At 65.5% G+C, this 24,040-nt stretch carries 28 protein-coding genes; 18 read left to right on the top strand and 10 right to left on the bottom strand.

What is annotated here, in order from left to right; genetic code table 11:
* Both K6T56_01840 and murA read left to right on the top strand, forming a co-directional pair.
* A complete protein-coding gene (locus K6T56_01840) occupies positions 1-237 on the top strand; it encodes a BolA family transcriptional regulator (protein MCL6555083.1) in 237 nt (78 codons plus the stop codon).
* 56 nt (positions 238-293) lie between these two features.
* Positions 294-1,559: a UDP-N-acetylglucosamine 1-carboxyvinyltransferase gene (gene murA / locus K6T56_01835; protein MCL6555082.1), complete on the top strand. Its 1,266-nt coding sequence runs from the start codon at positions 294-296 to the stop codon at positions 1,557-1,559.
* Between the two features lie 61 nt (positions 1,560-1,620).
* Here the strand turns inward: murA and K6T56_01830 are convergent, their stop codons facing one another.
* On the bottom strand, positions 1,621-3,570 hold the full coding sequence (locus tag K6T56_01830; protein ID MCL6555081.1) for a sulfatase-like hydrolase/transferase: 1,950 nt from the start codon (positions 3,568-3,570) through the stop codon (positions 1,621-1,623).
* A gap of 126 nt (positions 3,571-3,696) precedes the next feature.
* On the opposite strand from K6T56_01830, the gene hisG reads away from it, so the two are divergent.
* From hisG to K6T56_01760, 14 genes are all read left to right on the top strand, one after another.
* On the top strand, positions 3,697-4,359 hold the full coding sequence (gene hisG, locus K6T56_01825; GenBank protein MCL6555080.1) for an ATP phosphoribosyltransferase: 663 nt from the start codon (positions 3,697-3,699) through the stop codon (positions 4,357-4,359).
* Positions 4,360-4,373: 14 nt separating this feature from the next.
* A complete protein-coding gene (hisD, locus tag K6T56_01820) occupies positions 4,374-5,678 on the top strand; it encodes a histidinol dehydrogenase (protein ID MCL6555079.1) in 1,305 nt (434 codons plus the stop codon).
* Positions 5,679-5,750: 72 nt separating this feature from the next.
* Positions 5,751-6,818 (top strand): histidinol-phosphate transaminase, encoded by a 1,068-nt coding sequence (hisC, locus tag K6T56_01815; protein ID MCL6555078.1) that lies wholly within the window; start codon positions 5,751-5,753, stop codon positions 6,816-6,818.
* 5 nt (positions 6,819-6,823) lie between these two features.
* Complete coding sequence (gene hisB / locus K6T56_01810) at positions 6,824-7,411, top strand: imidazoleglycerol-phosphate dehydratase HisB (GenBank protein ID MCL6555077.1); 588 nt, start codon at positions 6,824-6,826, stop codon at positions 7,409-7,411.
* 42 nt (positions 7,412-7,453) lie between these two features.
* Entirely contained in the window at positions 7,454-8,134 is a 681-nt protein-coding gene (hisH, locus tag K6T56_01805; GenBank protein ID MCL6555076.1) for an imidazole glycerol phosphate synthase subunit HisH, read from the top strand.
* A gap of 10 nt (positions 8,135-8,144) precedes the next feature.
* Positions 8,145-8,888, top strand: a complete 744-nt coding sequence (gene hisA / locus K6T56_01800) for a 1-(5-phosphoribosyl)-5-[(5-phosphoribosylamino)methylideneamino]imidazole-4-carboxamide isomerase (GenBank protein MCL6555075.1) — start codon at positions 8,145-8,147, stop codon at positions 8,886-8,888.
* 57 nt (positions 8,889-8,945) lie between these two features.
* Positions 8,946-9,707 carry an imidazole glycerol phosphate synthase subunit HisF gene (gene hisF, locus K6T56_01795; GenBank protein ID MCL6555074.1) on the top strand — a complete coding sequence of 254 codons (762 nt, stop codon included), beginning with the start codon at positions 8,946-8,948 and terminating at the stop codon, positions 9,705-9,707.
* Positions 9,708-9,779: 72 nt separating this feature from the next.
* On the top strand, positions 9,780-10,166 hold the full coding sequence (gene hisI, locus K6T56_01790; protein MCL6555073.1) for a phosphoribosyl-AMP cyclohydrolase: 387 nt from the start codon (positions 9,780-9,782) through the stop codon (positions 10,164-10,166).
* Entirely contained in the window at positions 10,163-10,480 is a 318-nt protein-coding gene (locus K6T56_01785; protein MCL6555072.1) for a phosphoribosyl-ATP diphosphatase, read from the top strand. The genes hisI and K6T56_01785 overlap by 4 nt, the downstream gene beginning before the upstream one ends.
* A gap of 12 nt (positions 10,481-10,492) precedes the next feature.
* Positions 10,493-10,831, top strand: coding sequence for a histidine triad nucleotide-binding protein (locus tag K6T56_01780; GenBank protein ID MCL6555071.1), 339 nt, complete (start codon positions 10,493-10,495; stop codon positions 10,829-10,831).
* 22 nt (positions 10,832-10,853) lie between these two features.
* The gene (gene tatA / locus K6T56_01775; protein MCL6555070.1) at positions 10,854-11,078 is read left to right on the top strand and encodes a Sec-independent protein translocase subunit TatA; all 225 of its coding nucleotides are present in this window, start codon (positions 10,854-10,856) and stop codon (positions 11,076-11,078) included.
* A gap of 29 nt (positions 11,079-11,107) precedes the next feature.
* Positions 11,108-11,560 (top strand): Sec-independent protein translocase protein TatB, encoded by a 453-nt coding sequence (tatB, locus tag K6T56_01770; protein MCL6555069.1) that lies wholly within the window; start codon positions 11,108-11,110, stop codon positions 11,558-11,560.
* A complete protein-coding gene (gene tatC, locus K6T56_01765; GenBank protein MCL6555068.1) occupies positions 11,557-12,363 on the top strand; it encodes a twin-arginine translocase subunit TatC in 807 nt (268 codons plus the stop codon). Before tatB ends, tatC begins: the two co-directional genes overlap by 4 nt.
* Before the next feature lie 39 nt (positions 12,364-12,402).
* Complete coding sequence (locus tag K6T56_01760) at positions 12,403-14,175, top strand: DUF255 domain-containing protein (protein MCL6555067.1); 1,773 nt, start codon at positions 12,403-12,405, stop codon at positions 14,173-14,175.
* A 33-nt stretch (positions 14,176-14,208) separates the two neighbouring features.
* On the opposite strand, the gene K6T56_01755 is transcribed toward K6T56_01760, so the two are convergent.
* The 8 genes from K6T56_01755 to K6T56_01720 all read right to left on the bottom strand — a co-directional run bounded on the left by K6T56_01755 (position 14,209) and on the right by K6T56_01720 (position 21,698).
* A complete protein-coding gene (locus K6T56_01755) occupies positions 14,209-15,162 on the bottom strand; it encodes a DUF3426 domain-containing protein (protein ID MCL6555066.1) in 954 nt (317 codons plus the stop codon).
* Positions 15,159-16,055: a 50S ribosomal protein L11 methyltransferase gene (gene prmA, locus K6T56_01750; protein ID MCL6555065.1), complete on the bottom strand. Its 897-nt coding sequence runs from the start codon at positions 16,053-16,055 to the stop codon at positions 15,159-15,161. The genes K6T56_01755 and prmA overlap by 4 nt, the downstream gene beginning before the upstream one ends.
* 7 nt (positions 16,056-16,062) lie before the next feature.
* A complete protein-coding gene (accC, locus tag K6T56_01745; GenBank protein MCL6555064.1) occupies positions 16,063-17,412 on the bottom strand; it encodes an acetyl-CoA carboxylase biotin carboxylase subunit in 1,350 nt (449 codons plus the stop codon).
* An 84-nt stretch (positions 17,413-17,496) separates the two neighbouring features.
* Complete coding sequence (gene accB / locus K6T56_01740; protein MCL6555063.1) at positions 17,497-17,946, bottom strand: acetyl-CoA carboxylase biotin carboxyl carrier protein; 450 nt, start codon at positions 17,944-17,946, stop codon at positions 17,497-17,499.
* A gap of 12 nt (positions 17,947-17,958) precedes the next feature.
* Entirely contained in the window at positions 17,959-18,459 is a 501-nt protein-coding gene (gene aroQ / locus K6T56_01735; GenBank protein ID MCL6555062.1) for a type II 3-dehydroquinate dehydratase, read from the bottom strand.
* A 70-nt stretch (positions 18,460-18,529) separates the two neighbouring features.
* A complete protein-coding gene (locus tag K6T56_01730; protein ID MCL6555061.1) occupies positions 18,530-19,063 on the bottom strand; it encodes a TlpA family protein disulfide reductase in 534 nt (177 codons plus the stop codon).
* Positions 19,060-21,342, bottom strand: a complete 2,283-nt coding sequence (dsbD, locus tag K6T56_01725) for a protein-disulfide reductase DsbD (GenBank protein ID MCL6555060.1) — start codon at positions 21,340-21,342, stop codon at positions 19,060-19,062. The genes K6T56_01730 and dsbD overlap by 4 nt, the downstream gene beginning before the upstream one ends.
* Positions 21,343-21,383: 41 nt before the next feature.
* Positions 21,384-21,698 (bottom strand): divalent-cation tolerance protein CutA, encoded by a 315-nt coding sequence (locus K6T56_01720; GenBank protein MCL6555059.1) that lies wholly within the window; start codon positions 21,696-21,698, stop codon positions 21,384-21,386.
* Positions 21,699-21,710: 12 nt separating this feature from the next.
* On the opposite strand from K6T56_01720, the gene K6T56_01715 reads away from it, so the two are divergent.
* Positions 21,711-22,076, top strand: a complete 366-nt coding sequence (locus tag K6T56_01715) for an FxsA family protein (GenBank protein ID MCL6555058.1) — start codon at positions 21,711-21,713, stop codon at positions 22,074-22,076.
* On the opposite strand, the gene K6T56_01710 is transcribed toward K6T56_01715, so the two are convergent.
* Complete coding sequence (locus K6T56_01710; protein MCL6555057.1) at positions 22,045-22,980, bottom strand: SDR family oxidoreductase; 936 nt, start codon at positions 22,978-22,980, stop codon at positions 22,045-22,047. The genes K6T56_01715 and K6T56_01710 overlap by 32 nt on opposite strands.
* Here K6T56_01710 and K6T56_01705 point away from each other — a divergent pair.
* Positions 22,979-23,995: a CDP-6-deoxy-delta-3,4-glucoseen reductase gene (locus tag K6T56_01705; GenBank protein ID MCL6555056.1), complete on the top strand. Its 1,017-nt coding sequence runs from the start codon at positions 22,979-22,981 to the stop codon at positions 23,993-23,995. The genes K6T56_01710 and K6T56_01705 overlap by 2 nt on opposite strands.
* The last annotated feature ends 45 nt before the right edge of the window (positions 23,996-24,040 follow it).

Here is a 24,040-nt window from a genome sequence, read left to right as displayed (position 1 = left end):
ATGGTGACACCGGAACAGATCGAGCAATACATCCGTGAGGGGCTGCCCTGTGATCACGTGGAGGTGCGCGGGGATGGCCATCATTTCGAGGCAGTGATCGTGAGCCCCCTCTTCCGGGGCAAGAACCGGGTGCAGCAGCACCAGGCCGTCTATGCCGCTCTGGGGGACAGGATGCGCGAGGAAATCCACGCCCTTTCCATGAAAACCTTCACCCCGGAAGACTGGGCGCAGCGCTAGCCTTGTTTCCCCCACCGGCCAAGGGCGGCACCCCCTGGTCATAAGCGAACGCAATCATGGACAAACTTCTCATCCAGGGCGGCGTGCCCCTTTCCGGCGAGGTGCGCATCTCCGGTGCCAAGAATGCGGCCCTGCCCATCCTCTGCGCCGCCCTGCTCACCCCTGACACCCTCACCCTCACCAACGTTCCCCATCTGCGGGACGTGACCACCATGCTGACCCTTCTGGCGCGCATGGGCATGCAGGTGACGGTGGACGAAAAAATGGGGGTCAGTGTCTGCGCCAGCGACATCCGCCAACGGGAGGCACCCTACGAAATGGTGAAGACCATGCGCGCCTCCATCCTCGTGCTGGGGCCGCTTCTCGCCCGTTTCGGCGAAGCGCGGGTGTCCCTGCCCGGGGGGTGCGCCATCGGCTCACGTCCGGTGGACCTGCACATCAAGGGCTTGCAGGCGATGGGCGCCGACATCCGCATCGAACACGGCTATATCGTCGCCCGCGCCGACCGCCTGCGGGGCGCGCGCATTTTCATGGACCTGGTGTCGGTCACCGGTACGGAAAACCTGATGATGGCGGCCACGCTGGCCGAGGGGGAAACGGTGATCGAAAACGCGGCCCGCGAGCCCGAAGTGGTCGATCTCGCCCAGTGTCTTTCCAGCATGGGCGCTCACATCACCGGCGCGGGCACCGACGTCATCCGCATCCGCGGCGTCGAAAGGTTGCATGGCGCAAGCCACCGCATCATGCCCGACCGCATCGAAACCGGTACCTATCTCTGCGCCGCCGCCGCCACGGGGGGCGAAATCCGCCTCACCCACACCTCGGCCACCTATCTCGACGCCGTCATCGACAAGCTGATGGATGCCGGCTGCGAAATCACCACGGAGAAATCGCCCCAGCATGAAGCCATCCGGCTGAAAGCGCCGGCCAAGTTGGAAGCCGTCTCCGTGCGCACCGCGCCCTATCCCGCCTTTCCCACCGACATGCAGGCGCAGTTCATGGCCATCAACACCATTGCCCGCGGCACGGCGGTGATTCGCGAAACCATTTTCGAAAACCGCTTCATGCACGCCGTGGAGCTCAAACGGCTGGGGGCCAACATCCGTATCGATGGCAACCAGGCGGTGGTGGAGGGGGTGGAGCGTCTCACCGGTGCCGCCGTCATGGCCACCGACCTGCGCGCCTCGGCGAGCCTGGTGATTGCCGGCCTGGTGGCTGAAGGCGAAACCCTCATCGACCGCATCTACCACCTCGACCGGGGCTACGAGGCCATCGAGGAAAAACTCTCCCGCCTGGGCGCGCGCATCCGGCGCGTGCGCTGAAAGCTCAGGGGAAAACCGCTTCTCTGATCCCTGATTCCTGCTGCCTGACGCCTTACGCCTGTCAACGCGGCGGTCGCTGCTCATCGTCCGTATAAAGACCTTCGCGAAAGACGCGGGCGGCGCTCTGGTAAAGGGCGATGGCTTCGCGTGCCAGGGCGGGGTCCTCGATGGGGGAAGCGGGCAGGCCACGGGCGTCGAGGCGGAAGACACTCACTTGGCGGCGGGGTCGCAGCACCACCAATTTGTCGTCCTTGAGATAACCCAGGGTCTGGTAGTTGGCGACGAAGGCCCGGTCGCCCCCGGCTGGCGCGTGCAGCATGTCGCGCCCGAAGAACTTGCCAAAGTAGCTCACACCCAGCAGGCCAAGCAGGGTGGGGGGAATGTCGATCTGCGACATCAGCCGGTCCACCCGCTGCGCGGCAACGTGCTTGGGCGAGTAGAAGAAGACCGGAATGCGATACTTGTCCACCGGGATTTCGAGGGTTCCCCGGGCATTGGCGCCGTGGTCGGCGGTGATGACGAAGAGGGTGTCGTCGAACCACGGCCGTTTGCGCGCTTCGGCAAGCAGGTGGCCAATTGCCCAATCCGCGTACTTGACGGCCCCCTCGCGCCCAGAGCCGGAGGGAATGTCGATGCGGCCTGCGGGATAGGTGTAAGGCCGGTGGTTGCTGGTGGTCATGATATGCATGAAAAAGGGCCGCCAGGCACCGCTGCGGCGCGCTTTTTCCGCGGCGTGGTCGAGGACGCGCAGGGCTTCATCGAAGAGATATTCATCGGCCACCCCCCACACATTGGCGAAGCCGATGCGTTCCGGGGCCATGTCGGTGCGGTCGAAGACGTGGTAGTCATTGCGGGCGAAGAAGGCATTCATGTTGTCGAAATAACCGTAGCCCCCGTAGGCGAAGTAAACGTCGTAGCCGAGATCCTCCAGGACCGCGCCGAGGGAAAACAGATGCTCGTTGTGGGGCCGGCGCACGATGGACTGGCCGGGTGTCGGCGGCAGCGCCAAAGAGAGCGCCTCCAGCCCGCGCACCGTCCGGTTGCCGGTGGCATAAGCATTGGCGAACCACAGACTCTCCTGCGCCAGGCGATCCAACACCGGCGTCAAGCCACGCCGGTCGCCATAACTGCCGAGGAACTCGGCACCCAGGCTTTCGATGCTGACCAGGACGACATTCAGACGCCGCGGCCCGTCGCCGGGGAAAAAGCGCGTCACCCCGCCCGCCGCCTGCGGCAGCCAGACCCCGCCGTCGGCGGCCAGCACGGCGCGGGTGATGGCATAGGCCTCGGCGCGCGGCAGGGCGGCGTAGAAGCGCTCGAAATCCAACTCGTTACGCCGGTTGGCGGCGAAGAAGGAATAAATCCCGTTGCCCGCCAATTCATTGACGGTATCGCTGCGGCTGGTGTCCTTCAGTTCCTGGTCGAGTCCCACGGCGAAGGCGAGGACCAGGCCGACTGAACCCAGGAGCCAGGCCGCGCGGGACCGCCACGGCCACGGCGCCGCCGCCGCACGATAGACGCGCCGCCCCAGCAGAAGCCATGGCACCAGGGCGGCGAAGGCCACGCCGGCGACGATGTGCCCCACGGGATAACTCTCCTTGATATTGCCCAGCACCTCCTGGGTGTAGATGAGGTAATCGACGGCGATGAAATTGAACCGGGCGCCGAATTCTTCCCAGAACAGCCATTCCGCCACGGCGGTGAGCATGAGGAGGAAAGTCAGGACGAAGAGCACCACCATCCCCAGCGCGCGCCAGGTGTGCCAGCGGGCGAGCCGGTCAGGAACGACAGCCAGCGCCAGAACCACTGGCGTGACGAAATACACCGCAGTGGCGAGGTCGTAGAGGAAGCCGAAGCCGAAAATGGCAACATAGGGCAGAAGGCCCGGCGGCACGCCTTCCCGCGCCTGCCACAGCAGGGCGATGCGGGTGGCCGTGGAAACGAAAAGTAGGCAACTCGCCAGCGCAAGGGCAGGGGCAAGCCGGGAGGGAAGGCGGATTCTTTGCATCATCGATGGCGGGAAATCCAACATCATAGCGGGCCGGCCGGCGTCGGCAAAGGCTTAAGAGGGGGGCGCGGCGGCCCCGTGGGGTCAGCGGCGGTTCTCCGCTACAATGAGCGTTTTGGAAGCGCCACCGTGTCCCAGCTCACCATCGCCTTATCCAAGGGCCGCATCTTCGAGGAGACCACACCGCTTCTGCAGGCGGCGGGCATCGTGCCCCTCGAAGACCCGGAAGCCTCGCGCAAGCTCATCATCGGCACCAGCCAGCCAGAGGTGCGCCTCATCATCGTGCGGGCCACCGATGTGCCCACCTATGTGCAGCACGGGGGGGCGGACCTGGGGATCGCCGGCAAGGACGTGCTGCTGGAGCATGGCGGCACCGGCCTCTACCAGCCTCTCGATTTGGGGATTGCCCGCTGTCGTATGATGGTGGCGGTGCCGGAGGGCTTCGATTACGCCGGCCGGGTGCGCCAGGGGGCGCGGCTGCGGGTGGCGACCAAATACGTGAAGACGGCGCGGGAGCATTTTGCCGGCAAGGGGGTGCACGTGGATTTGATCAAGCTCTACGGTTCCATGGAGCTCGCCCCCCTGGTGGGCCTGGCGGACGCCATCGTCGATCTCGTCTCCACGGGCAGCACGCTGCGGGCCAACCGGCTGGTGGCGGTGGAGGAGATCATGCCCATCAGCGCTCGCCTGGTGGTGAACCAGGCGGTGCTCAAGCTCCGCTACGCGCAGATCCGGCCCCTCATCGATGCCTTCGCTCAAGCCGTGAGGTCCGAAACGGAAAATCCCGCCTGATTCAGGGGTACACCATGCTCAAACTGCGTCGCCTTTCCACCCGTGATGCCGATTTCGAAGCCCGCTTCGCCCAACTGCTTGCCTTCGAGGGCGCCCAGGATGCCACCATCGAGGCCACCGTGGCGCGCATCCTGGAGGATGTGAAAAGTCGGGGTGATGCGGCGGTGCTGGACTATACGCGGCAGTTCGACCGCTTGACGGCGCCTTCGGTGGCGGCCCTGGAACTGCCCGCTCCGCGTCTTGCTGAGGCCCTGGAAGCACTTCCCCCGGACACGCGGGCGGCACTTTCCACCGCCGCCGAACGGGTGCGGGCCTACCACGAGCGGCAGCTCCTCCACTCCTGGACCTACCGGGAGGCGGATGGCACGCTGCTGGGCCAGCAGGTCACGGCGCTGGATCGGGTGGGGCTCTATGTGCCGGGGGGCAAGGCCGCCTATCCCTCCTCCGTGCTCATGAACGCCATCCCCGCCAAGGTGGCGGGGGTGGGCGAGCTCATCATGGTGGTGCCCACCCCCGGCGGGGTGGTGAACGAGCTCGTGCTCGCCGCCGCCGCCGTCTGTGGCGTGGACCGGGTGTTCACCATCGGCGGTGCGCAGGCGGTGGGGGCGCTCGCCTACGGCACCGAGACCATTCCCCAGGTGGACAAGATCGTCGGCCCGGGCAATGCCTACGTGGCCACGGCCAAGCGCAGGGTGTTCGGCGTGGTGGGCATCGACATGGTGGCGGGACCCTCGGAAATCCTCATCATCTGCGACGGCCGGACGGAGCCGGAGTGGATCGCCATGGACCTCTTCTCCCAGGCGGAGCACGATGAGCTGGCACAATCCATCCTGCTTTCCCCGGATGCCGCCTTCATCGACCGGGTAGCGGAGGCCATCGCGCGCCTGCTGCCGGACATGCCGAGGCGGGAGGTGATCACCGCCTCCCTGGAGCGACGCGGGGCGCTCATTGAGGTGCGGGATCTGGAGGAGGCGGTGGCGCTGGCCAACCGCATCGCGCCGGAGCATCTGGAGCTGTCGGTGACGGATGCGGAGACGTGGGCGGCCAAGATCCGCCACGCCGGCGCCATCTTCATGGGGCGCCTCACCTGCGAGGCGTTGGGGGACTATTGCGCCGGGCCCAACCATGTCCTGCCCACCTCCCGCACGGCCCGTTTTTCCTCGCCCCTGGGGGTTTATGACTTCCAGAAGCGCTCCAGTCTGATCCAGGTGTCGCCGGAGGGTGCCAATACCCTGGGCCGTATCGCCGCCACCCTGGCCTACGGCGAAGGCCTACCGGCGCATGCCAAGTCGGCGGAGTATCGGATTACCCATCGCTGAAGAATCCTGGACCCGAAAGTGAGGCGTAGGGGTGTGACATCCTGTCCTCTCTGTGGTCCGACGTGAAAAACCATGCCTTTGACCCCTGAGCAGCTCATCCGCGACGACATCCGGGCGCTTTCGGCCTATCACGTGCCTAAAGCCACCGGCCTCATCAAGCTGGATGCCATGGAGAACCCCTACCGTCTGCCGGAGGGGCTGCGCCGGGAAATCGGACAACTGGTGGCGGAAGCGGAAATCAACCGCTATCCGGACGCGGCAGCCGCCCGGCTGAAAGCCCGACTGCGGGAAAGCATGGGTATCGCCGGCGGCTTCGACCTCCTCCTGGGCAATGGCTCGGATGAGATCATCCAGATGCTCGCCCTTGCCGTGGCGCGTCCCGGGGCCACCCTCCTGGGCTTCGAGCCTTCCTTCGTCATGTATCGCATGATCGCCACTTTCGCCGGTCTGCGCTACGTGGGCGTGCCCCTCAAGCCGGATTTTACCCTCGATGGGGAGGCTACCCTGGCGGCGATCGAGGAACATCGCCCCGCTCTGGTTTTCATTGCCTATCCCAACAATCCCACCGGCAATCTCTTTGCCGAGGCAGATATCCTACGCATCCTCGAGGCGGCGCCGGGGCTTGTGGTGGTGGATGAGGCCTATCATGTCTTCGCCGGTAAAAGCTTCCTCGATCGCCTAGGCAGCTACCCCAACCTGCTCATCATGCGCACCCTGTCCAAACTGGGGCTTGCCGGCCTGCGGCTGGGTTTTCTGGTGGGGGCGCCGGCCTGGCTCGGGGAACTTGACAAGGTGCGCCTGCCGTATAATGTGAACGTACTCAGCCAACTGGTGGCGGAGCGGGTGCTGGGGGAGATGGGGGTGCTTGCGGAACAGGCAGCCCGCATCCGTGACGAACGGGGCCGGCTTTTCAAGGCGCTTGCCGCCCTGCCCGGTGTGACCCCTTACCCGAGTGAGGCGAATTTCCTCCTGTTCCGCGTTGCCGACGCGGAGCGGATTTTCGAAGGATTGAAGCAACAGGGCATCCTGATCAAGAACCTGAACCGCACCCATCCCCTGCTTGCGGGCTGCCTGCGCGTGACGGTGGGCACGCCCGAGGAAAACAGCCGGTTCCTGCAAAGCCTGCAGACGCTCCTCTAGACATCATGCGCGAAGCCACCACCCAACGCGAAACCCTCGAGACCCGCATCTTCGCGCGCATCAACCTGGACGGCAGTGGCCAGTCCAGGCTCCACACCGGCGTGCCCTTTCTCGATCACATGCTGGATCAGGTGGCGCGCCATGGTCTGTTCGACATCGAGGTCGAGGCCCAAGGGGATTTGCATATCGACGCCCACCACACGGTGGAGGACGTCGGCATCACCCTCGGTCAGGTGTTCGCCACTGCCCTGGGCGACAAGAAGGGCCTGCGGCGCATGGGCTACGCCTATGCGCCCCTGGACGAGGCCCTGTCGCGGGTAGTGGTGGATTTGTCGGGCCGTCCCGGCCTGGTGTACGAGGTGGCGTTCACCCGGGCCCGCATTGGTGAATTCGACGTCGATCTCATCCGCGAATTTTTCCAGGGCTTCGTCAACCACGGGCAGCTGAGCCTCCACGTGGACAACCTGCGCGGCAGCAACGCCCACCACCAGGCGGAGAGTGTGTTCAAGGCCTTCGGCCGGGCGTTGCGCATGGCGGTGGAAGCCGACCCGCGCGCCGCGGGCATCATGCCTTCCACCAAGGGAACGCTCTAGCGCAAAACCGCGGGGTCGTGGCTCGCGAAGCGATCGCATGTTATGACTGACATCGCCGTCATCGACTACGGAATGGGCAACCTCCGTTCCGTCTCCAAGGCGCTGGAACACGTGGCGCCCCATGCCACCGTCAGCATCACCAGTGATCCGGAGGTGATTGGCCGCGCCGGCCGCGTCGTCTTCCCCGGCGTGGGGCATGCCGCCGACTGTGTGCGCGAGCTCGAGGCCCGCGGGCTGCGCCAGGCGGTGGTGGAGGCGGCGCGCAGCAAGCCCTTCCTCGGCATCTGCCTGGGCATGCAGATGCTCTTCGAGCACTCGGAGGAAGGCGACACGCCCGGGCTTGGCGTGCTGCCCGGGCGGGTGCGGCGGTTTCCCCTGGAGGCCATGCACGATGCGGCAGGCGGCAAGCTCAAGGTGCCGCACATGGGCTGGAACCAGGTGTATCAGGCGGCCCCCCATCCCCTGTGGGCGGGCATTGATGACGGGGCGCGCTTCTATTTCGTGCACAGCTTCTACTGCGAGCCGGCAAGCCCCGATCTGATCGCTGGCTACACCCTCTATCCGTTTCCTTTCACCAGTGCCGTAGCCCGGGGAAACGTGTTCGCCGTGCAGTTCCATCCGGAAAAGAGCCAGGCGGCCGGTCTCACCCTCCTCGGCAATTTCGTCACCTGGGACGGCAGTGCCACCCATGCCGGCGCCTGCGCCTCTTCTGCCTGTTTGTGAGAGTTCCGCCATGCTGATCATCCCCGCCATCGACCTCAAGGACGGTCACTGTGTCCGTCTCAAGCAGGGCGTGATGGAAAACGCCACCGTGTTCTCCGACGATCCGGCCGCCGTCGCCCGGCACTGGGTGGAGCAGGGCGCACGCCGCCTGCATCTGGTGGATCTCAACGGGGCCTTCGCCGGCAGGCCGTTGAACGAAAAGGCGATCCAGGCCATCATCGACGCGGTCGGCGGCGAGATTCCCGTCCAGCTGGGCGGCGGCATCCGCGATCTCGATACCATCGAGCGTTATCTGGACGATGGCGTGAGCTACATCATCATCGGCACCGCCGCAGTGAAAAACCCGGGCTTCCTCCATGAGGCCTGCGATGCCTTTCCGGGCCACATCATCGTCGGCCTGGATGCCCGCGATGGCAAGGTGGCGGTGGAGGGCTGGTCCAAGATGACCGGCCACGACGTGGTGGACCTGGCGCGGAAATTCGAGGGCTATGGCGTGGAAGCCGTGATCTATACCGACATTGGCCGCGACGGCATGCTCACCGGCGTCAACATCGAAGCCACGGTGCGGCTGGCGCGGGCACTCACCATCCCCGTCATCGCCAGTGGTGGCATCACCAATCTCGATGACATCCGCGCCCTGTGCGCCGTGGAAGGGGAAGGCATCATGGGGGCCATCACCGGCCGCGCCATCTACGAAGGCACTTTGGATTTCGCCGCGGCGCAGAAGCTTGCCGACGAACTCACGGGCAACTGAGGCAGAAAACCTCACCGCGAGCCAAGGCCATTTTTCATTCCTTCCACTTTCGGTCCCATGGCCCTTGCCAAACGCATCATTCCCTGCCTTGATGTCACCGCCGGTCGTGTGGTGAAAGGGGTCAATTTCGTCAACCTCCAGGACGCAGGGGATCCGGTGGAGATTGCCCGTCGTTACGACGAGCAGGGGGCGGACGAGCTCACCTTCCTCGACATCACCGCAAGCGCCGATCAACGGGACATCCTCCTTTCCGTGGTGGAGGCGGTGGCCTCACAGGTTTTCATCCCCCTCACCGTGGGCGGCGGGGTGCGGTCAGTGGAAGACGTGCGCCGGCTGCTCCACGCCGGCGCCGACAAGGTGTCCATGAACACCTCGGCGGTGCAGAACCCGGCGCTGGTGGGCGAGGCGGCGGCCCGTTTCGGCAACCAGTGCATCGTCGTCGCCATCGACGCCAAAGCGGTGGCGCCGGGACGGTGGGAGGTCTTCACCCATGGGGGGCGCCGGCCCACCGGTCGCGACGCGGTGGCCTGGGCCAAGGAGGTGGAGGCCCTCGGTGCGGGCGAGATTTTGCTCACCTCCATGGACCGGGATGGCACCCGGCAGGGCTTCGACCTCGCCCTCACCCGGACCGTGGCCGATGCGGTGGACATTCCCGTCATCGCCAGCGGTGGCGTGGGCAATCTGGATCATCTGGTGGCGGGCATCCTGGAAGGCCATGCCGACGCGGTGCTCGCCGCCAGCATTTTCCATTTCGGCGAATACACCATTCGCCAGGCCAAGGAACACCTCGCCCGCCACGGGATCGAAGTCCGGCTCTGAAGGCGGGGGCGCTTGCGCGGCGGCAGCGCCGCGGCGTGTAAAATGGGTCTTTTACGTTGCGCGGTGCATGTCATGACAGACTGGCTTGACGGAGTCCGTTTCACCGAAGAGGGACTAGTGCCGGTGATTGCCCAGGAGGCAGGCACGGGGGATGTGCTGATGTTTGCCTGGATGAACCGCGAAGCCCTGCGGCAGACGGTGGCCACGGGTGAGGCCGTGTACTGGTCCCGCTCCCGCGGCCGGCTGTGGCACAAGGGCGAGGAATCGGGCCATGTGCAGAAGGTGAAGGACATCCGCCTCGATTGCGATGGCGACGTGATCCTGCTCACCGTGGAACAGGTCGGGGGCATCGCCTGCCATACCGGGCGGCACAGTTGTTTTTACCGGCGGCTTGAAGGGGACCACTGGGCCGAGGCCCTGCCCGTCCTCAAGGACCCGGCGGAGATTTATCGCCGATGAACGACATCCTGGAGAGACTTGCCGCCACCCTGGAAGCGCGCAAAGGGGCCGATCCCGAAACCTCCTACGTGGCCAAACTCTACGCCAGGGGGCTGGATGCCATCCTCAAGAAAGTGGGCGAGGAGGCCGCCGAGACCCTGATTGCGGCCAAGGGCAATGACAAGGGGCAGCTCGTGCACGAGGTGGCGGATTTGTGGTTCCATACCCTGGTCCTTTTGGCGAGTCAGGGACTGGGGCCTAAGGATGTGCTCGCCGAACTCGCCCGCCGGGAAGGCGTCTCCGGCCTTGCGGAGAAAGCGGCCCGGCAAAAGTAGAAGGAGGGCTTCATGGAAAACTGCATTTTCTGCAAGATCGTCCGCGGCGAACTGCCAAGCCGCAAGGCCTATGAAGACGAGGAGGTGCTCGTCTTCCACGACATCCGGCCCATCGCGCCGGTGCACCTGCTCCTGATTCCCAAGGCGCACGTGGCGAGTCTCGCCGACTGCGGCCCGGAACACCAGGCCCTCTTGGGCAAGCTGCTGCTTCTGGCGCCGCGCCTGGCCCGGGAGCATGGTCTCACTGACGGTTTTCGCACCATGATCAACACCGGGCGCGGCGGCGGGCAGGAGGTGTTCCACCTCCACCTCCACGTTTTCGGTGGTGGCGAGCGTATCCCCAAGATCTGATTTTTTGAGTGAGGAGCGACAAATGGGTTCTTTCAGCATCTGGCACTGGCTCATCGTCCTGGCCATCGTCCTTCTGGTGTTCGGCACGAAGAAACTGCGCAACCTGGGGGCGGATCTGGGCGGCGCGGTGAAGGGCTTTCGGGATGCCATGAAGGAAGGCGCCGCCGAGGCCCCGAAACAGGTGGAAGCCAAGCCCGCGGGGCAGACCGTTGAGGGTGAGGTGAAGGATAAAAGCCAGGGCGCGTAGGACCTGCGTTCCCTGACCCCCCATCGGTCATGTTCGACGTTGGCTTTTCCGAGCTCCTCGTCATCGGCGTGGTGGCCCTGATCGTGCTCGGGCCGGAACGCCTGCCCAAGGTGGCCCGCACTGCCGGGCATCTTTTCGGCCGCTTCCAGCGCTATGTCTCGGAGGTCAAGGCGGAAATCCGGCGGGAGATGCACAACGAGGAAATCATGAAGCTGCAAACCAGCCTCAAGGAGGCCAAGGAGACCCTGACCGGGGTGGAGCAGAGCATCCGGCAGGAAATGGGGGAGACGGGCGCCCTCTTGAAGGCCGTGCCCGAAGAGGTGGGCAGTCTGGAATTCGTCGAGGAGCCGAAGCCGGTGGAGGTTTCACGAACGGTGCCGGCGGAAGGGGAGAATGCTTCCCCGCCCGGGCCCAGTCCCCAGCTGGAGCTGCCGCTGCCATCTCGTGACGGCGAGGTTCCGCCCCCCGCGGCCCGGTCATGACCGAACAGAGTTTCATCGCCCACCTGCTGGAACTGCGCGACCGGCTGTTGCGCATGGTGCTGGCGGTGCTGGTGATCTTCCTCGTCCTTTTTTTCTACCCCGGCGCCAACACCCTTTACACGCTGCTTGCCAAGCCCCTTCTCGCCAGCCTGCCCAAGGGCGGGCAGATGATCGCCACTGAGGTCACCACCCCCTTCTTCGTCCCCATGAAGGTGACGGCGATGGCGGCCTTTCTCGTGGCGCTGCCTTATATCCTCTACCAGATCTGGGCTTTCGTGGCGCCGGGACTCTATGCCCACGAGAAGCGCTTCGCGCTGCCGCTTTTGGTGACCAGCACCCTCCTTTTCTTCGTCGGCATGGCGTTTGCCTATTTCCTGGTCTTCCCCGTGGTGTTCGGCTTCATCACCAAGGTCGCCCCCGAGGGGGTGGCGGTGATGACGGATATCGGCAAGTACCTGGATTTCGTCATCACCCTTTTCATCGCTTTCGGCATCACCTTCGAGGTGCCGGTGGCGGTGGTGCTTTTGGTGAAAATCGGTCTCGTCAGTGTGGAGAAACTGCGGGAGGCCCGTCCCTACGTGGTGGTGGGCGCTTTCGTGGTGGGGGCCATCTTCACCCCGCCGGATGTCATCTCCCAGTTCATGCTGGCGGTGCCCCTGTGGCTGCTCTACGAGCTGGGTATTCTCGTGGCCCACCTGCTGGCGCGCCCCGCTCCGGAGGAGGAGCCCTACCGGCCCCTTTCCGAATCGGAGCTGGATGCGGAACTGGACCGCATCGAGGCGGAACAAAAGCGGGAAGGCTGAGGTCGCACACCTATAGTCTTCCCAACCAGGGGCAGCCCCATGCGCCTTTTTCTCCTGCTGCTTTTCCTCATTTCCGGGGGCACGGCCGCCGAACCCCTGGTCAACCAGCTTCGCCACCATCCTTCCCCCTATCTGGCCTTGCATGGGAGTGACCCCACCGCCTGGCAGGACTGGAACGCGCAAGCGGTGGAACGGGCGCGGCGGGAGAACAAACTGCTCTTCGTCTCGGTGGGTTATTTCTCCTGCCACTGGTGCCATGTCATGCAGCGGGAGAGCTACCGCAATCCCGAAATCGCCGCCTTCCTCAACGCCCATTTCATCCCGGTCAAGGTGGATCGGGAAATCCATCCGGCTTTGGATGCGGAACTGCAGGCCTTTGCCGAAGCCACCCGGGGACAGTCCGGCTGGCCCCTCAATGTCTTCATCACGCCGGAAGGCTATCCCCTGCTTGCCCTGCTTTACGCGCCGCCGGAGGAATTCCTGCAGGTGCTCAAGCGTCTGAGCGTCCGCTGGGAGCAGGAGGGGCCGCAGCTTGCCCGGATGGCCCGCGAAGCCGCGCTGCCCGCCCCGCCGCCGCTGAAGGTGGAAGCGCAGTTTGCGCCCCGCATCGGCGCCCTCTATGGCAAGCGCCTTGTCGAGGAGGCCCTGGCGCAGGCGGATGTGTTCCGCGGCGGCTTCGGTACCGCCAACAAATTCCCCCATGCGCCGCAACTGGCCGCCCTCCTGGAAAGGCTGCAACGGGAACCGGATGCGCGACTGTCTGACTTCCTCCGCCTGACCCTGGACGAAATGGCGCGGCTGGGCCTGCGGGATCACCTAGCGGGCGGCTTTTTCCGTTACACCGTGGACCCCGACTGGCACATCCCCCACTTCGAGAAAATGCTCTACGACAATGCGCAGCTTGCGCGGCTGTACCTCACCGCGGCGCAGGTGCTGGGTCGGCCGCAATACCGGGCGGTGGCGGAAGAGACCCTGGATTTCATGCTGGCGTGGCTGCGCGATCCCTCGGGGGCCTTCATCACCAGCACCTCTGCGGTGGACGAAGCGGGACGGGAGGGGGGCGTCTACCTCTGGCAGCGGGAGGAGCTGGAAAAGCTTTTGGGTGCCGAGGATTTCGCCATGCTCCGCCGCTTCTGGGGGCTCGATGAGCCTCCCCTGTTGGAGGGAGGATACCTTCCCCTGCTGCGGGTCGCTCCCAGCCGTGAGGAGGCGGTGCGGCTTGCCGCCATCCACCAGCGCCTCAAGGAGGCGCGGCTTGCGCGTAGACTTCCGCGGGATGAAAAACTTCTGGCAAGCCTCAATGGGCTTGCCCTGACGGCGCTATCCCAGGCCGCCCGGGAGCTACCCCGTTTCCGGCCCGCGGCGCGGGCGCTGCGGGATTTTGTCGTGGACCGTTTCATCACCCCCGAGGGCCTCATCAAGGGGGTGGCCGCCGGCAAGCCTCTGGGCCCGGCGGAGCTCGAGGACTACGCCTATGTGGCGGAGGGGTTGCTCGCCTTCGCCGCCCTTGAGGACCTGGGCGACCGCGAACGGGCGCGGCGGCTGGTGGAAGAGGCGTGGGAGAAATTCCATGGCCCGCAGGGCTGGACCCTGACCGTTGCGCCTTTGCTTGCGCGGCCCTATTACCAGCGCATCGTGGCCGACGGCCCCACGCCTTCCCCTTCCGCGGTGCTCATCCGAACGAGTTGGCAGCTGGGGGGCAAAGCCCTGCGCACCCGCGCCCTGCAAGGCCTCAACGTGGGTTACGAGATCCTGGACCAGGGCGTGTTCTGGTATGCCACGCAGGTGGCCACCATGGGTGCCCTCCAGTGAGAGGTGGCGACGGCCGCGGGAGCCGGGCCGCGCTCAGCCGGAATCTTTGGGGTAATAGACCAGCAGTCTGTAACCCACCGCATCGATGCCCACCAGTTCCAGGGGCAGCCGGATGGCAAGCTCGCCGTTGGCCGGGAAGCCCTCTTCGAGGCGGCTTTCTTTCGCCAGGTAATCCCGCGGCGCAAAGTGTCTGCGCGCCACAGGGCGGCCGCTGCTGTCGGTGAGGGTGAGTTCCAGATGGGGATAGCGCTGGGGCCAGGGGGCGAGGTTGCGCAGACTGGCGGCCAGCACCACGCCGCCAGGCCGTTCGGGATCGTTGGTGAGTTCTGAAGCTTCCAGGCGGATGCGCTCCACCTCGGCGAGCGGCTCGATGCGGCAGCCCAGCAGGCGGCAGAAGGCTTCCAGCGCCGGCCGGCTTGCGGGGTAATGGGCCGCCAGCCAATCGCGGCGGAAATAGGCAACTTGTGCGGCGAGCAAAGCGATGAGCAGGAGACTCCCCGCCGCCCAGGCCAGACGTTTGAGCCGCGCCCGGCGCTCCTGGCTGGAGAGTTCCACCTGGAGGTTGTGCAGTTTTTCCTTAAGCTCCGGCGTGATCTCGAGCCGGGGGCGCTCGCCTTTGCCTTCCCCCCGGCGTCGCGGGGGTCGCTGGTTTTCGAGCTGCTCCGATTCGGCGATGCTGCGGTTGATCTCCTCCGTCTCCCGCTGGATTTGTTCGTCCGTGGGCAGGGGGAAGGAGCCGGTGATGGGCTCGGCCATGCTGGGGGGCGCCGGCTTAAGGGTGATGTGCTCCGCTTCCTCCTCGAGGTCTGCCTCCTCCGGTGGGGCGATGAGGCTCACCGTCTCGATGGGCGTGACCAGGGTGTCATAGGCATTGAAGACGAAGGCGCACTTGCCGCAACGCACCTTGCCATCCCGCACCTGAAGCTGCTCGACGCTGATGCGGAATACCGTCTGGCAGGAAGGACAGGTGGTGTGCATGCCACTCATGGCCGTCTGACTCCCACAAGCCTTGCCCAGCCTTCGTCGAAGACGGGCGGCGCCAGGGTGAACCACTGGTTGTAGAGGCGCGAGAGCGCTTCCACCTGTTCCGCGAGCAGCCCGGAGAGCACGATGCGGCCGCCCGCCTTCACGCGCGCGGCGAGGGCGGGAGCGAGCACCTTCAGGGGATTGGCGAGGATGTTGGCCAGCACGACATCGTATTGTGCCGCAGGCAGTTGACCGGGCAAAGCGAAGGCAATGGCCACTCCATTGCGGGCGGCGTTTTCCCGCGCTGCCGCCACGGCCTGCGGGTCGATGTCCACGCCCATGACTTCCCCCGCGCCAAGTTTCTTCGCGGCGATGGCAAGGATGCCAGAGCCACAGCCATAATCCAGCACCGACTCACCCGCTTCAAGCTCATCATCCAGCCAGCGCAGGCACAGGCGGGTGGTGGGGTGGCTGCCGGTGCCGAAGGCAAGCCCCGGGTCCACCTGGATGTTGATGGCGCCGGGATCAGGCGGCGTATGCCAGGAAGGCACGATCCACAGCCGCGGCGAAATGGGGATGGGTTCGAACTGGGACTGGGTGGTCCGCACCCAGTCCTGATCCGGCACTTCCTCCACCCCATAGGAAGGCAGCCGCGCCAGTTGCGCCTGCCGCGCCGCCTCTTGGACCACCGTGGCGATTTCCGTTGCGGCGGGAAAGAGCGCGGTGACGAGGCTGTCGGTCCAGAGGGCGGGCGAGTTTGCTGCACCCGGCTCGCCGAAGACGGCTTCTTCCCGCTCCGTGCCGGCGTTGGCATCCTCGATGGCGGAAGAGAGGGCACCCTGCTTGAGGAGAGCGTCGGCCAGGCGTTCCGCTTCGGCGGCGCTCGCTGGGATGCGCAGCAGCAGCCAGCTCATGGCCCGCTCACTTTTTCAGGGCTTCCAGTTTCTGGGTGAGATAGTGGATGCTGGCGCCACCGGCGAGGAAGGCGGCATCCTGCATGAGATCCATGTGCAACGGGATGTTGGTCTTCACCCCTTCCACCACCATTTCCGTGAGGGCGATGCGCATGCGCGCGATGGCCTGCTGTCGCGTATCGCCATAGGCGATGAGCTTGCCGATCATGGAATCGTAATGGGGCGGCACATAGTAGTTCTGATAGACGTGGGAATCGACGCGGATACCCGGGCCACCCGGCTGGTGGTATTGGGTGATGCGCCCCGGTGAGGGCACGAAGGTGTAGGGGTCTTCGGCGTTGATGCGGCATTCGATGGCATGGCCGCGGAAGCGGATGTCCCGTTGCCGGTAGCGCAGTTTCTCCCCCGCGGCGATGCGGATCTGTTCCTGGATGATGTCCACGCCGGTGATCATTTCGGTCACAGGGTGTTCCACCTGCACCCGGGTGTTCATCTCGATGAAGAAGAATTCGCCGTTCTCGTAGAGGAATTCGAAGGTTCCCGCGCCGCGGTAGCCGATACGGCGGCAGGCGGCGGCGCAGCGCTCGGCGATTTTGTCCCGTAGCTTCGGATCGAGGCCGGGGGCGGGCGCCTCCTCGATGATCTTCTGATGGCGCCGCTGCATGGAGCAATCCCGCTCCCCCAGGTGAATGGCATTGCCATACTGGTCGGCAAGCACCTGGATTTCGATGTGACGGGGATTTTCCAGGAAACGCTCCAGATACACCTCCGGGTTGCCGAAGGCGGACTGCGCCTCGTTGCGTGTCATGTTCACCGCGTTGAGCAGATGGGCCTCCGTGTGCACCACGCGCATGCCGCGCCCGCCGCCGCCCCCCGCCGCCTTGATGATCACCGGATAACCCACCTCCCGGGCGATGCGCAGGATTTCTTCCGGGTCTTCCGGCAGGGCGCCGTCGGAGCCGGGCACACAGGGCACACCCGCTTCCATCATGGCGCGCTTGGCGTTCACTTTGTCGCCCATCAGGCGGATGGTTTCCGGGCGCGGACCGATGAAGGTGAAGCCGCTGGACTCCACCCGCTCGGCGAAATCGGCGTTCTCCGAAAGAAAGCCATAGCCCGGGTGGATCGCTTCCGCGTCGGTGACCTCCGCGGCGGCGATGATGGCGGGCACGTTGAGATAGCTAAGATGGGAGGGCGCCGGGCCGATGCACACCGACTCGTCGGCGAGTTTCACGTATTTCGCCTCGGAATCGGCCTCGGAATGGACGGCCACGGTCTTGATGCCCATTTCCCGGCAGGCGCGCAACACGCGCAGGGCGATTTCACCACGGTTGGCAATGAGGATTTTTTCGAACATGAGAAACCTTTTTCCCTCCCCCGGCAGGCGGCCGTGGAAGACTGACTTTCGGCCCCCGCCTTTGGCGCGAGTGGGGCGAGGACTTCAGCCAATGATGAACAGCGGTTCGCCGTACTCGACGGGCTGGCCGTTTTCCACGAGGATGGCCTTGATCACCCCGCCGCGGTCGGCTTCGATTTCGTTGAGGAGTTTCATCGCCTCGATGATGCACAGGGTATCGCCGGCATTCACCGTCTGGCCCACCTCCACGAAGGGTTTGGCACCCGGCGAGGGAGCGCGGTAGAAGGTCCCCACCATGGGCGATTTCACCACGTGTCCTTCGGGCAACGCCGGCTCCTGGGGAGCAGGCGGGGCGGGCTCGGGGGGAGGCGGGACATTCACCACCTGCGGGGCGGGCGGCGGCGCATAGGCCATGCTGGGGGCAGCCTGCGTGCGGGTGATGCGCACCTTTTCCTCCCCCTCCGTGATTTCCAGCTCGGCGATGCCGGATTCCTGCACCAGATCGATGAGCTTCTTCAGTTTGCGCAAATCCATGAAAAGGGTTCCTCAAGCCTTGAGCGCGTACTGTAGCGCCAGTTCATAGCCCAGCGCCCCCAAGCCGCTGATGACTCCCACCGCCCGGTCGGAAAGGTAGGAGTGATGGCGGAAGGGCTCCCGCGCGAACACGTTGGACAAATGCACTTCGATGAAGGGAATGCCCACCGCAATCAGGGCATCCCGCAGGGCGATGCTGGTGTGGGTGAAGGCGGCGGGGTTGATGAGGATGAAATCCACCCCTTCGCCCCGTGCGGCGTGGATGCGCTCGATGAGCGCGGCTTCCCCGTTGCTTTGAAAGGTGGAAAGGCTTGCGCCGGCGGCCTGCGCCTGCCGCATGAGCCGTGCATCGATCTCCTCCAGGGTGTCGCGGCCATAGTGTTCCGGTTCGCGGCTGCCCAGGAGATTGAGATTCGGCCCATGGAGAACCAGGATTTTTTTCTTCTTCTTGGCCTGCGCTGCGCGTCCTGGCCCCGGAGCGGCCGCGGTTGCGGCGGGGGCTTGCTTTTTCATGGCCGCAAGTTTGCCCCATTTGTGGGGAATTTGTCTATATCTTCGCCGAAGATGACGGAAGGAGGGTGGCTCAGAGCAGGGGCGTGATGAGCTCTGCCGCTTCCGCCTCACTCAAGGTGCCAAGATGCCTCACGACCACCCGCCCCTCTCGATCCACGAGCACACTGAAGGGCAGCGCGCCACGGCTGCCCAGCTCCCGGGCCAGGGCGGAGCCCGCAGCCCCGCCCAGAAGCAGCGGATAGTTGACGCCGAGCTCGGCCGCAAAGGCACGCACCGCCTCTGCCTCATCCAGGGCAATGCCCACCAGGGTGAAGCCCCGGTCCCCGTAGCGCGCCTGGAGGCGGACGAACTCCGGCATCTCGGCGCGGCAGGGGGGGCACCAGGTGGCCCAGAAGTTGATGAGGAGCACTTGTCCCCGCCAGCGGGAAAGGCGCTGGGGCGTGCCCGCAAGATCCGGGAACTCCACCCCGAAGAGGCGTTCGGCACTCACCGCCGCGACGGGGCCAGTCTCCCAATGGCGCACGCCTGCCCAAAGCCCGAGGGCGAGCGCCGCTGCGGCCGCGGCGAGGATCCACAACCTCCCTCCCGAGATAGCCATCTTCACTTGAAGGCGGCGTCAATGCTGGCCAGGAATTTTTCCGGCGGCTGGTAGCCCACCACCCGGTAACGCTCGATGCCCTGGGTGTCGAGGAAGATGATGCCCGGCGGGCCGAACAGCCGGAAGCGCTTGAGCGCCGCCTTGTCCGCGTCGGTGTTGGCGGTCACGTCGATCTTGAGCAGGGTAACGCCTTTCAGGCGTTCGACGACGCGGGGGTCGGAGAAGGTGAAGCGTTCCATCTCCTTGCACGACACACACCAGTCGGCGTAGAAGTCCACCATGACCGGCGTGCCCCGCGCGGCGGCGAGGCGCGCATCGAACTGGGCAGCGGGCACCTTCTCGAATTGCAGGCCGGTGGCCGCGGGCGTGGCCGCCGCGGGCCGCAGCCCCGCCAGGGGCTGCAGGATGTCGCGGCTGCCGGACAGCGCGCCGATGAGGAGGGCCGCCCCGACGAGGAGGGCGATGACACCCACCCCCTTCCAGAACTTGCGGAAGCCGCTGGCATTGGGGGGCAGGGGATCGATGGCGTGCAGGTAGATTGCGGAGACGATGAGGAGCGCCGCCCACAGAAGCATGTGCGCCACCGGCGGGATGACGGGGGAGATGAGCCAGATGGCCACCCCCAGCAGCATGACGCCGAAGAACGCCTTCACCGCATTCATCCACGCCCCGGCCCGGGGCAGCAGGGCGCCGCCGGCCACCCCCACCAGAAGCAGGGGCACCCCCATGCCCAGGGCCATGGCGAAGAGGGCGGAGCCGCCGAGCCACACATCCCGCGTCTGGCCGATGTAGAGGAGGGCGCCGGCCAGGGGCGCGGCCACACAGGGGCCCACCACCACCGCCGACAACACCCCCATGACGAAGACACCGGCGAGATTACCGCCCTTCATGCGGTTCGCCCGCTCGGTGAAACGGCTTTGGATGAAGCTTGGCATCTGCAGCTCGTAGAAGCCGAACATGGAGAGGGCAAGCAGCACGAAAATCAAGGCGAAGGTGCCCAGCACCCACGGGTTTTGCAAAGCGGAGGAGATGAGGGCGCCGGACAGGCCCGCCACCACACCCGCCGCCGCATAGGTGACGGCCATGCCCAGTACATAGGCGGCGGAAAGGATGAAGCCCTGCATCTTGGTGATTTCTTTGCCCTGGCCGACGATGATGCCCGACAGGATGGGAATCATGGGGAAGACACAGGGGGTGAGGGAGAGCAGCAGGCCAAAGCCGAAGAAGCTTACGACGATGAGCCAGAAGCCGCCTTTTTCCAGCATCCTGGCAATCACCGAGGTTTCGTCTTCGGCCCCCGGAGTGGCGGCAGGGGCCGCCGGGGTGGGGCTTGCTGCTTCCGCCTTCGCCGGCGCGGCTTCCTCGATAGCAGGGGGCGCGGCGGTGGCGGCTGCACCTGACGCGGGGGCCTTGCCCCCTTCCGCCAGTGCCGGCAGGGTGAGGGTGAAGCGACGGCTGGCGGGCAGGTAGCAGACCCCCTTTTCACTGCAACCCTGCCAGCCCACCTCCAGGACGAGGGTTTGGCCGGCCGTATCCTTGCGCTCGAAGCTGAGTTCCGCCACCACCCGGTTGTGGTAGACCTCGGTGCTGCCGAAGTTGGGATCTTCCTTCACCTCGCCCTTGGGGAGGAGGACCCGGGCCAGGGTGGCCGACCCTTCCACGACGCGGAATTTCAGCTTGTCGCGATAGAGGTAATAGCCCGCCGCCGGCTGGAAGGTGACGAGAACGGTTTTCCCGTCCCGCACCGCCGCCGAAACCTGGAACGCCTGCTCGGGGGGGAGGAGATCGGATTCCCCGCCGAGCTCCCGGCCCAGGCTTTGCAGGGCCGCAAGGCCACCGCCGGATCGCGCCGCGGGCAGGGTGAGGGTGACGCTCTGGGTGAGGGGCGGATAGCACACCCCCACGTCGGCGCAGCCCTGGGAGGTGGCCTTGAGGGTGAGGGTCTGGCCGGCAGCCGAACGGGTGAGGGGCAGCTTGAAGGTGAGATTGCCCCGGTAAGTTTCCACCCGACCGAAGAATTCGTCCTGTTTCACCTTGCCTGGGGGGAGCTGCGGCGTGCCAACGCCGATGCTCTTGGGCTCGACCTCGAAGCGGAACTTGTCCCGGTAGAGGTAATAGCCGTCCGCCACTTGGTAGCGGATTTCCAGGGTGGAGGGATCCAGGGCGCGGGCGGAAAAGGCAAAGGCTTTTTCCGGCTCCAAAAGCTCCCCTTCCTCGGCGGCGTGGGCAAGCGGCCAAAGGAGAAGGAGGCTTACGAAAAACGCAAGGGCGGGCAAGTGTCGCATGGCTAATCCTGTTGCTTTTGTCGTTGAGGGGGTTGGGCGGCCTACGCCGTTTCCGCCGCCAGCCATTGGAGATAAGCGGCAAGACCCGTTTCGATTGGGACTGCCACGATTTCCGGAAGTTCGTAGGGATGCCGGGCGCGGATCAGGGCCTCGAGTTCCCCATAGCGCGCCCGGGTGGTCTTGAAAAGAACCGGCACTTCGCTGGCCCTTTCCAGTTTGCCGGCCCACCGATAGACTGAGGTGCACGGCGCCATCACGTTCACACAGGCGGCCAGACGCGCTTCCACCGCCGCCTGCGCCAGGGCTTCGGCACTTTCCCCATCGGGCAGGTTCGAAATCACCAGCATCGTCTCCATCCCCGGGCCTCCATGCGTTATTTTCTCATCCCGCTCATTTTACTGGCTTTTCCCGTGATCGAAGCGGTGGGCCTCGTCATAGCCGCCCACCATCTGGGCTGGTGGCTTTTGCTCTGGCTGCTTTTCGCCTTTTTTCTCGGGCTTTTCCTCATCCGCGAAGAGCGTCTGGCGGTGCTGGGACGCATCGCGGCCGCGGTCATCGAGGGGCGCGACCCCCTGGAAGGGCTGTTCGTCTCCGGCCGGCTGATGCTGGCGGGGCTTTTGCTCATCTTCCCCGGTCTCCTCTCCGATGTCCTCGCCTTCGCCTTGCTTTTCTACCCGCGTGGCAGGCCGCCGGCCGGAGGCATCATCGAGGGACAGTGGCGGCGGGAGGAATGATGGGGCGGGTGCCGGCCTCCACGTCGGGATAGAGCAGGGTGATGCGCAGCTCCTTTTTCATGCGCCGGTTGGAGACCCGGCGCGATTCATTGAGGAAGGAGAGGAGATTGGCCGGCAGCGCCGTTTGTGCCTCCGCCCGCGTCACTCGCCGGGGCTTGGGCAGGGCGTGGCGCTCCGCCAGAAGATCGAACCAGTCACCCATCTTGATCCGCGAGTCGTCCACCGCGTTGTAGAGGCGGCCGGGGCGGCCGCGGAAGAGGGCGGCAACCGCAATGCGGGCCAGATCCTCAGCATGGATGTGATTGGTGTAGCTGTCCTCCTCCGGCACCAGGGTGGGCAGCCCCGCCTCTAGACGCTTTAAGGGCAAGCGGTCCTGGGCATAGATGCCGGGCACGCGCAGAATGCTCACCGTCACCTTCTGACGCCGGCCCCAGGCGCGCAACTGGTTTTCCGCGGAAAGCCGGCGCCGGGCGCGGGGGGTGGCGGGGCGCGCCGGATGGGTTTCCGTCACCCACTCGCCGGCGCAATTCCCATACACGCCGGTGGTGCTGATATAGACGAGGCGCTGTGGTAACATCTCGCCCCTGCCCAGAGCAGCCAGCAGGTGACGCGTGCGCCTGTCCTCCTCGCCCTCGTTTTGCGGCGGCGCGAAATGCAGCACGCAATGGGCCAGCCCTGCGAGCCGCGCAAGGGTTGCCGGGTGATCCAGGTCACCGACGATGGGTGTGATGCCCAGGGCGCGCAGGGTGGCGGCCCGCGCCGCACTGCGCGTCAGCGCGTAGAGGCGAAACGCCGGCAAAAGCCGCTTCGCTGCGCGCAGGCCCACGTCGCCGCAGCCGATGATCAGCAACCGTCTCACTTTCGACCCGGAGCAAAAGGGCTCCGGATTATAAGGAATCGCCATGCCGTTTCATATCACCATTCAACCCAGCGGTCACAGCTTCGAGGCGGGGGAGGGGGAAACCATCCTCGAATCGGCCCTGCGTCACGGCTTCACCCTGCCCTATGGGTGCCGCAACGGGGCATGCGGTTCCTGCAAGGGCAAAGTCCTCTCCGGCCGCGTGGATTATGGCGATTACCAGAGCACGGCGCTCACCGACGAGGAGAAGGCCGCCGGCTTTGCCCTCTTCTGCTGCGCCCGGCCCCTGTCCGACCTGGTTATTGAATCCAGAGAGGTGGCCGTCGCCGGGGACATCCAGGTGAAGACCATTCCCTGCCGGGTGCAGCGCATCGAGAAGCCCTCCCCGGATGTGGCCGTGCTCTATCTCAAACTGCCCGCCAGCGAACGTCTGCAGTTCCTCGCCGGCCAGTACATCGACATCCTCCTCAAGGACGGCAAGCGGCGCAGTTTCTCCCTGGCCAACGCCCCCCACGACGACGCCCTGCTGCAGCTCCACGTGCGCCACGTGCCCGGCGGGGCCTTCACCGAGTACGTCTTCACCTCCATGCAGGAGAAAACCATTCTCCGTTTCGAGGGACCGCTGGGCACCTTCTTCCTGCGGGAGGACAGCGACAAGCCCATCATCATGCTGGCCACGGGTACCGGCTTCGCCCCCATCAAAAGCATGCTGGAACACGCCTTCCACGTGGGCATCACGCGGCCCATCACCCTCTATTGGGGCGGCCGTCACCGGCAGGACCTCTACATGCTGGAACTGCCCCGCCAGTGGGAGCAAAGCCACGCCAATTTCCGCTTCGTGCCCGTGCTCTCCCAGCCCGCGCCGGAAGACCAGTGGACCGGCCGCACCGGCCATGTGCAGGATTGCGCCCTCGCCGATCATCCGGACATCGCGGGCTTCGAAGTCTATGCCTGCGGTTCCCCTGCCATGGTGAATGACGCGCACCGGCTGCTGGTGAAAGCCGGCCTGCCGGAAGAGGCGTTCTTCTCCGACGCCTTCACGCCGGCGAAGGACAAGTAGGGGGTGATAGGGATCAGAGATCAGGAATGGGGTGAGGCTTTTGCG

Source organism: Burkholderiales bacterium (assembly GCA_023511995.1).
Classification (GTDB): Bacteria; Pseudomonadota; Gammaproteobacteria; order Burkholderiales; family Thiobacteraceae; genus Thiobacter.
Note: the sequence above shows the minus strand (reverse complement) of the source record. Positions and strands in the feature narration are given on the sequence as shown.

What these genes read in the sequence shown, in the direction of transcription:
- K6T56_01720 (MCL6555059.1), bottom strand. Translation starts at nt 21,698, where the DNA reads ATGGAGACGATGCTGGTGATTTCGAACCTGCCCGATGGGGAAAGTGCC.
- hisH (MCL6555076.1), top strand. Translation starts at nt 7,454, where the DNA reads ATGACTGACATCGCCGTCATCGACTACGGAATGGGCAACCTCCGTTCC.
- aroQ (MCL6555062.1), bottom strand. Translation starts at nt 18,459, where the DNA reads ATGAAAAAGCAAGCCCCCGCCGCAACCGCGGCCGCTCCGGGGCCAGGA.
- K6T56_01715 (MCL6555058.1), top strand. Translation starts at nt 21,711, where the DNA reads ATGCGTTATTTTCTCATCCCGCTCATTTTACTGGCTTTTCCCGTGATC.
- K6T56_01840 (MCL6555083.1), top strand. Translation starts at nt 1, where the DNA reads ATGGTGACACCGGAACAGATCGAGCAATACATCCGTGAGGGGCTGCCC.
- hisC (MCL6555078.1), top strand. Translation starts at nt 5,751, where the DNA reads ATGCCTTTGACCCCTGAGCAGCTCATCCGCGACGACATCCGGGCGCTT.
- accC (MCL6555064.1), bottom strand. Translation starts at nt 17,412, where the DNA reads ATGTTCGAAAAAATCCTCATTGCCAACCGTGGTGAAATCGCCCTGCGC.
- K6T56_01780 (MCL6555071.1), top strand. Translation starts at nt 10,493, where the DNA reads ATGGAAAACTGCATTTTCTGCAAGATCGTCCGCGGCGAACTGCCAAGC.
- K6T56_01760 (MCL6555067.1), top strand. Translation starts at nt 12,403, where the DNA reads ATGCGCCTTTTTCTCCTGCTGCTTTTCCTCATTTCCGGGGGCACGGCC.
- accB (MCL6555063.1), bottom strand. Translation starts at nt 17,946, where the DNA reads ATGGATTTGCGCAAACTGAAGAAGCTCATCGATCTGGTGCAGGAATCC.
- tatB (MCL6555069.1), top strand. Translation starts at nt 11,108, where the DNA reads ATGTTCGACGTTGGCTTTTCCGAGCTCCTCGTCATCGGCGTGGTGGCC.
- hisA (MCL6555075.1), top strand. Translation starts at nt 8,145, where the DNA reads ATGCTGATCATCCCCGCCATCGACCTCAAGGACGGTCACTGTGTCCGT.
- K6T56_01755 (MCL6555066.1), bottom strand. Translation starts at nt 15,162, where the DNA reads ATGAGTGGCATGCACACCACCTGTCCTTCCTGCCAGACGGTATTCCGC.
- K6T56_01785 (MCL6555072.1), top strand. Translation starts at nt 10,163, where the DNA reads ATGAACGACATCCTGGAGAGACTTGCCGCCACCCTGGAAGCGCGCAAA.
- K6T56_01830 (MCL6555081.1), bottom strand. Translation starts at nt 3,570, where the DNA reads ATGATGCAAAGAATCCGCCTTCCCTCCCGGCTTGCCCCTGCCCTTGCG.
- hisF (MCL6555074.1), top strand. Translation starts at nt 8,946, where the DNA reads ATGGCCCTTGCCAAACGCATCATTCCCTGCCTTGATGTCACCGCCGGT.
- prmA (MCL6555065.1), bottom strand. Translation starts at nt 16,055, where the DNA reads ATGAGCTGGCTGCTGCTGCGCATCCCAGCGAGCGCCGCCGAAGCGGAA.
- dsbD (MCL6555060.1), bottom strand. Translation starts at nt 21,342, where the DNA reads ATGCGACACTTGCCCGCCCTTGCGTTTTTCGTAAGCCTCCTTCTCCTT.
- hisI (MCL6555073.1), top strand. Translation starts at nt 9,780, where the DNA reads ATGACAGACTGGCTTGACGGAGTCCGTTTCACCGAAGAGGGACTAGTG.
- murA (MCL6555082.1), top strand. Translation starts at nt 294, where the DNA reads ATGGACAAACTTCTCATCCAGGGCGGCGTGCCCCTTTCCGGCGAGGTG.
- hisD (MCL6555079.1), top strand. Translation starts at nt 4,374, where the DNA reads ATGCTCAAACTGCGTCGCCTTTCCACCCGTGATGCCGATTTCGAAGCC.
- tatC (MCL6555068.1), top strand. Translation starts at nt 11,557, where the DNA reads ATGACCGAACAGAGTTTCATCGCCCACCTGCTGGAACTGCGCGACCGG.
- hisB (MCL6555077.1), top strand. Translation starts at nt 6,824, where the DNA reads ATGCGCGAAGCCACCACCCAACGCGAAACCCTCGAGACCCGCATCTTC.
- K6T56_01705 (MCL6555056.1), top strand. Translation starts at nt 22,979, where the DNA reads ATGCCGTTTCATATCACCATTCAACCCAGCGGTCACAGCTTCGAGGCG.
- K6T56_01710 (MCL6555057.1), bottom strand. Translation starts at nt 22,980, where the DNA reads ATGGCGATTCCTTATAATCCGGAGCCCTTTTGCTCCGGGTCGAAAGTG.
- tatA (MCL6555070.1), top strand. Translation starts at nt 10,854, where the DNA reads ATGGGTTCTTTCAGCATCTGGCACTGGCTCATCGTCCTGGCCATCGTC.